Origin of the sequence: Inquilinus sp., assembly GCF_039594555.1 — a bacterium.
Classification (GTDB): Bacteria; Pseudomonadota; Alphaproteobacteria; order DSM-16000; family Inquilinaceae; genus Inquilinus.
In genome coordinates, this window is record NZ_JBCNNF010000036.1 from 22,459 (window position 1) to 28,458 (window position 6,000).

The window sequence follows — 6,000 nt, forward strand, 5'->3', positions numbered from 1 at the left end:
ACCCGTTGGAGACACGCGAACTGCGGCGCAGGGTGAAACGATGAAGATCCGGCGGAGCACCGAGGACTATGTCGAGCCGTGGGCGCGGTTGCGTGCTGCGCTTTGGCCGGACCATTCTGTCCAATATCATCGGGACGACGTGGTTCGCACGTTCCTGCCCGGAGACGGCCGAGCCGTCGCATTCATCTGTGCAACCAATGAAGGCGAGGTGATCGGATTTGCCGAGGCCGCGCTGCGCAGTGATTACGTCAACGGATGCAAAACCTCTCCCGTTCTCTTCCTTGAAGGCATCTATGTTCTGCCCGGCCACAGGCAGAAGGGCGCGGCGCGACGGCTCTGCGATGCAATTGCCGAATGGGGCAAGTCTATCGGCTGTTCTGAGTTCGCATCCGACGCCCTATTGGACAACGTCGTGAGCCACAGGTTTCATGCGGCGCTGGGTTTCGAAGAGACAAGACGCGTCGTCTTCTTTCGCAAAGGCCTGTAGGACCATTTGCGGCCCCTCCTCACCGCCGCGTGGTCTCCGGCCTAAGGTTGCGCCGGGTTCTTGCCGACCACCTTCTGCAGGCTGCGGTCGACCTGGACCTTCACGTCCTGCTGCACCCGGACATTGAGGTTGATCTCGATCGGCTTCTCCGGCGCCTCGACCCGGATCACCGGCGAGCAGGCGCCGAGCAGCACGGCGGCGCACAGGCCGGCACAGGCGGCGCGGGATCGGTCGGTCATCGGGTTCGGTCCCCTTCTCGTCTTCAGCACGGCGGCTCGTTCCGGCGGCCCAGCCGTTCGGCATAATAGTCGCGGATGCGGTCGCCGATCCGCGCCAGCGCCAGGCTGCGCCGGGCGATGACGTAGAGCGCGCCCGACAGGTTGACGTTCAGCGCGATCGGGAAGCCGCCATAGAGGTCGGGGTTGGATCCCCGCACCGCCAGCTTCACATTCGCCTCGCCGTCGCTGCGCCCGTCCAGCGTCGCCCGCAGCGACTGGTACTGGAAGTTGCGCAGCGCCGTCATCAGCGTGTCCATGCCCGGTTCGGCGGCGGCCGCCGCCTTGATCTCCTCCGGCGCAGCGCCCGCGCCATAGCGGATCTCGCCCGGGCCGCGCGTCGCCAGCACACCGTTCTCGACCACGATCGTGTCGCGGTCGAGGCGGAACGGGATGGTGCCGTCGACGATGCCGGTGGCCCGCACGTCGTCCAGCCCGGCCGCGGCCACCGCCCGCGCCAGGTCCAGCCCCTCGATCCGCAGCACCGATGGCCGCCGCCGGCCGGAGCCGCCCTCGACCGAGACCTTGGCCCCGGTCCAGTCCAGCGCCAGCCGCCGCAGGTCGACGCCTTCGGCCGCGCCCCAGCCGAAGCGGGCATCGACATCGGTCAAGGGCGGCGTCTTGTCGTCGATGATGAAGCGGCCGATCCGCACCCGCTGGCCGGCCGGCAGCCGCAGCGGCGAGAACCGGTCCAGCCGCAGCTCGCCGGCTGCGGCCTCGGCCCGACCCCAGGGCGTGCGGAAGGCGGCGTTGCGCAGGCGGAGGTCGAGCGCCGTCTCCGCGGCGCTGCCCCAGGCGATGCGCCCGCCCCCCTCCAGCCGGCCGTCGACGCAGGCCAGCGGCAGCACGGCCAGCGCCGGCACCACATCCTTCGGCTGCAGGCCGCGGCGCCGGAACCGCACCGGGTCCAGCACCAGGTCGAGGCCGCCATCGCCGGTGGTCAGGTCGTGGCGGCCGGTGCCGACGGCGCGGGCGCGGCCTTCCGGATCGGTCAGCTCGGCCTCCAGCGACAGCACGTCGGTGGCGGCGTCGAGCCGGCCGCGCATCGTCGCCGCCATCGGGATCACCGGATTGCCTTCGATCGCCAGCCGCGCCGCGGTCAGCCGGGCATCGAGCGGGACCGCCGCGCCCGGGGCCAGGGCGATGTCGGCGGCGACGCCCTCCACCGTCAGCCCGGTGCCGGGCAGCGCCAGCTTGCCGTCGGTCGCCGTCACGCTGTAGTTGCCGTCCGGCTGGGCCGGCGCGATGGCGAGGACCGGCGTGGTCGCGGTCAGCCGGGTGGCGCCCGCCCCGGCGCCGATCGACAGGTCCAGCGCCAGCGCCGGCACGGCGGCCCGCACCAGCGGCGGCCGGTCGCTGCCGAGGTCGGTCTCCAGCAGCGGCAGGCCGTCCGCATCCGGGCACAGCTGCGCCGCGGCCGGCTGGGCCAGGCGCAGCCGCGGGGTGAAATCCTGCGCCGGCAGGGCCAGCGACAGGCATTCGCCATGCACCGGCCGCACCGTCAGATGCTGGCCGACGGTGTCGACCCGGACCTTGCCCTCGGCAATGGCGTTGCCGCCCTCCTTGCCCGGCAGGCCGATGGTCGAGCTGCCGGACAGCGTCGCGGTCCATCCCTTGTCGGTGGTCTCGCCCGTCACCGTCATCGGGCCGGGATCGACGGTCAGGCCGATCGCCTCGAACGGGTCGAGATCCAGCACCGCCTCCGGCACCCGCACCTTGGCCTGGCCGGCATCGTTCAGCCCGAGCTCGGCGTCGATCGAGCCGGAGACATCGAAGCCGGCGACATTGCCCTTGGTGGCGCCGGCCAGCCGGGTCCACCAGGTGTCGGCCTCACGGCTGAACTCCAGCCGCTGCGGCCCGCCATTGCCGGGCAGCCAGTCGAGATCGACCGACAGCTTGCCCGAGGCGAAGCGCCCCGCCACCTTCCAGGGCCGGCTGCCGGCCAGGGTCAGCGTGCCGCCGGAGAGGTCGATGGCGGCGCTGAGCTGCCCGGTCTGCAGCGACACGCCGGTGCCGGCCTGGACGCCGTCGGTCGAGACCCGGATGAAGCCGTCGGCCAGCAGCTCCGGCAGCTCGTCCAGGCTGGGCAGGCCGGGGGTGCGCAGGGTCAGCCAGGCGTTGACGCTGGCCTTGCCGGTGACGCCGCCGTCGAAGCCCAGGGCCGGCGCCACCGCGCCGAGATTGTCGGCGTCGACCTGCACCGCCAGGTCGGTGCCCGGCCCCTCCTTCGTGCCCTGCAGCTGCAGACCCAGGCTGCCGTCGCCGCTGCCGATCTTGGCACCGATGATCAGCTGCTGCAGCCGCTGCAGCGTGCCGTTGCCCTGGACGCCGAAATCGCGGAACCGGGCGGTGCCGCGCTGGACCTCGGCCACGGTCAGCGCGCCCTGGATCTCGCCGCTGCTGGTGCGGGCACCGCCATAGGCGATCCAGCCGGTGACCCCGTCCAGCGCCAGCTGGTCCGAGCGGAAGGTGGCCTGCTCCAGCTGCACGCCGCCATAGACCTGGCCCTCGGGGGTGTTGGTCAGGTCGAACTTGGCCTGGGCCGCGCCGCCGGCGCCGGCCGGGCGCAGCCGTCCGCTCCACACCAGCCGGCCCTGCTCGTTGACCGCGCCCTCGGCCTCGATCGGCGTGCGGATCCGGCCCCAGGGGGTGTCGATCACGATCGTGCTGTCGGTGACCGAGATGGTCTGGAACGGGATCGCGCCCAGCGCCCCTCCTCCCCCGCCGCCCTCCAGCACCTCCATCCGCGGCAGGTCCAGCGTGCCGGACCGGTCGATGCCGAGGCGGATCGAGACGCCGGACAGCTCGATCGAGGACAGGTGGCCCTCACGGATCAGGGTCCAGGGGTTGAAGCCGAGCGAGATGCGGTCGATGGTGATCCGCCCCTCGGCCACGGCGATGCCGCCGATCTCGGCCGAGCCGAGATCGACGCTGGACACGGTCAGCCGCTCGACTGGCACGCCCTCGGCCCGCAGGCGCGCGACGGCCTCCTGCTCGACCCAGCCGGGCAGCAGCTGCCGCGCGGCGATCGCCAGCCCGACCAGGGTCGCGAGCAGCGCCGACAGGCCGATGGTCCAGCGGCGGCGGGGAAGATAACGCGCCATCCTGCCAGTCTAACCGAGGCGGCGCGCGGCCGGAACGGGCCGACGTTCTGGGGATTGGGGCGATCGAAGGATCGCCGTCGGAGCGGGCTTGCCTCTTCTACCCTCCCCTTGCGGGAGGGGGCTGCCGGCGGAAGCTTGCAGATCCGGGCTCGGAGCCCTTCCGAGAACGCGTCTGGGGTGAGTCGGCTGGCGGTGGTTTCGAGAACCGGAGCGCAGCGGACATGGTCGTCCGTGAGCACCGGAAGCGCAGAAACCACCGTCAGGCGGCCGCCCCAGGCGTGTTATCGGAAGGGCTCTCAGACCGCCTCCTCCTCGCCCAGGGCCGAGATCGTGCGCTCGGTCTCGGTGCTGCGGGCGCGGGCGACTTCGGCGATGGTGCGGCGCAGGTCGGGATGGGCGCTGGCCAGGGCCTGCAGGTCGCGGGCGGTCAGGGCTAGCAGCTTGCAGAAGGCGATGGCAGTCACGGTCGCCGTGCGGCGGCCGCTGATCAGCACCGCCATCTCGCCGAAGAAGTCGCCGCGGCCCAGCCGGAACTTGCGCCCGCCGCGGCCGATCTCCACCGCGCCGGAGGAGATGAAGTACATGGTGTCGCCGCGCTCCCCGGCCTGGACGATGGCCTCGCCCGGCACCGCGAAGATCGGCTTCAGCAGGCGGCAGATCTGGCCGATGCGCTCCTCCGACAGGCCCTGGAAGAACGGCAGGCGGCGCACCAGCTCCTCGGTGCTGAGGCCGAGGTCCAGCCGCGGCCGGCGCTGCAGCGTCTCGTACAGCCGGCCGACGTCGCGCTGCAGGTCCTCGTAGATCTCGCCGGTGATGAACTGCTGGTTGCGCAGGTCGTCGTATTCGACCGATTCCAGCCGCAGCGCCGCCCAGCGCAGGAAGCGCTCGGACATCCGCCGCTCGTAGTCCGGATATTGCAGCCGCCAGGCCTCGATCGCGGCGACGATGGCGTCCAGCCGGGTGGTCAGCACGGCGTCGAGCGACTGCCACACCTCGGCGCCCAAGAGGCGCCGCATCTCGGCCTCGGCATGGCGCTTCAGCATCTCGATCATCATCCGCGAGACCTTCAGCATCTCGAGGCGGTCGGCGATGCGGCTGGACAGCGGCCCCTCCCAGCCGGTGTAGCGCTGCAGCAGGATGGCGATGCGGAAGCTCGGCCCGAAGCCGATGTTGCGCGACGCGGCGGCCAGGTAGTCGGCGCGGCCGCCGGTCATCGCCGCGTCGTGCAGCCGGCCCACCTGGGCCAGCAGGTCGACCGTGGTGCGGCGTGACATCAGCTTCTGGTCGAAATGCTCCACCACCAGGTCGCGCTCGCGGTTGGCCAGGGCCATCAGGCCCATGCGCTCGCGCTCCTTGGGGTCCAGCATGAAGGGCCGGCTGGCCAGGCCGCTGAGGCGGCTGCGATAGGCCTCGGCCGCCTCCTTCGCCACCTCCGGCTCCAGATGCTGTTCCTCGGCGATCTCCTCGATCCGCTCGGCGATGCCTTCGCGCGCCTGGTGCAGGGCGCGGTCGCGCAGCGCCAGCTCGGTCGGGCTCAGCGCGCCCATGCCCAGCGCCCGCATCACCAGCCGCAGCGTGGTGGCGTTGATCAGCAGGGTCCACAGCACGAAGCCGGTGGCCAGCACGACGACGAAATGCGTCGCCTCGGTCCCCAGCAGCGGATTCTCGCTGACCGCCAGCGCCAGCGCCAGGGTGACGGCGCCGCGCAGCCCGCCCCACAGGATCACCACGCGATAGGGCGTGCTGACCGGCTGGCCGACCTTGAGCCAGGTCAGCACCGGCAGCAGGCCCCACAGCACGATCGCGCGGGCGGCGAAGGCGGCGGAGACCAGCACCAGCAGCAGCAGCCCGTCCTCGACCGTGGCGTCGCGCAGGAACTCCGGCACCAGCATGGCGGCGAAGATGAAGATCAGGGTCGAGGCGCAGAAGCCGAGCAGCGCCCACACCTTCTCCAGCCCCTCCCAGCCCTCGGCCGAGATCCGGACGCGGCCGGTGGATCCCACCACCAGCGCCACCGTCACCACCGCGACGACGCCGGAGACATGCAGGTACCGCTCGGCCACGACATAGGCGATGTAGGGCAGCGCCAGGGTGAAGGCGACCTCGGCCACCGGGTAGCGGTTCAGGGGGCGCA

At 71.8% G+C, this 6,000-nt stretch carries 4 protein-coding genes; 1 reads left to right on the forward strand and 3 read right to left on the reverse strand.

Features of this window, described 5'->3' with window-relative positions:
• The first annotated feature begins 40 nt into the window (after positions 1 to 40).
• Positions 41 to 487: an aminoglycoside 6'-N-acetyltransferase gene (gene aac(6'), locus ABDW35_RS06240; protein WP_343712989.1), complete on the forward strand. Its 447-nt coding sequence runs from the start codon at positions 41 to 43 to the stop codon at positions 485 to 487.
• Between the two features lie 41 nt (positions 488 to 528).
• Here aac(6') and ABDW35_RS06245 read toward each other — a convergent pair whose 3' ends face one another.
• The 3 genes from ABDW35_RS06245 to ABDW35_RS06255 form a co-directional block, all read right to left on the reverse strand.
• Complete coding sequence (locus tag ABDW35_RS06245) at positions 529 to 726, reverse strand: YnbE family lipoprotein (RefSeq protein WP_343712990.1); 198 nt, start codon at positions 724 to 726, stop codon at positions 529 to 531.
• 23 nt (positions 727 to 749) lie between these two features.
• Positions 750 to 3,866 carry a YdbH domain-containing protein gene (locus ABDW35_RS06250; protein ID WP_343712991.1) on the reverse strand — a complete coding sequence of 1,039 codons (3,117 nt, stop codon included), beginning with the start codon at positions 3,864 to 3,866 and terminating at the stop codon, positions 750 to 752.
• Between the two features lie 296 nt (positions 3,867 to 4,162).
• Positions 4,163 to 6,000 (reverse strand): cyclic nucleotide-binding domain-containing protein (locus ABDW35_RS06255; RefSeq protein ID WP_343712992.1); only part of this gene is annotated, 1,838 nt, incomplete at its 5' end.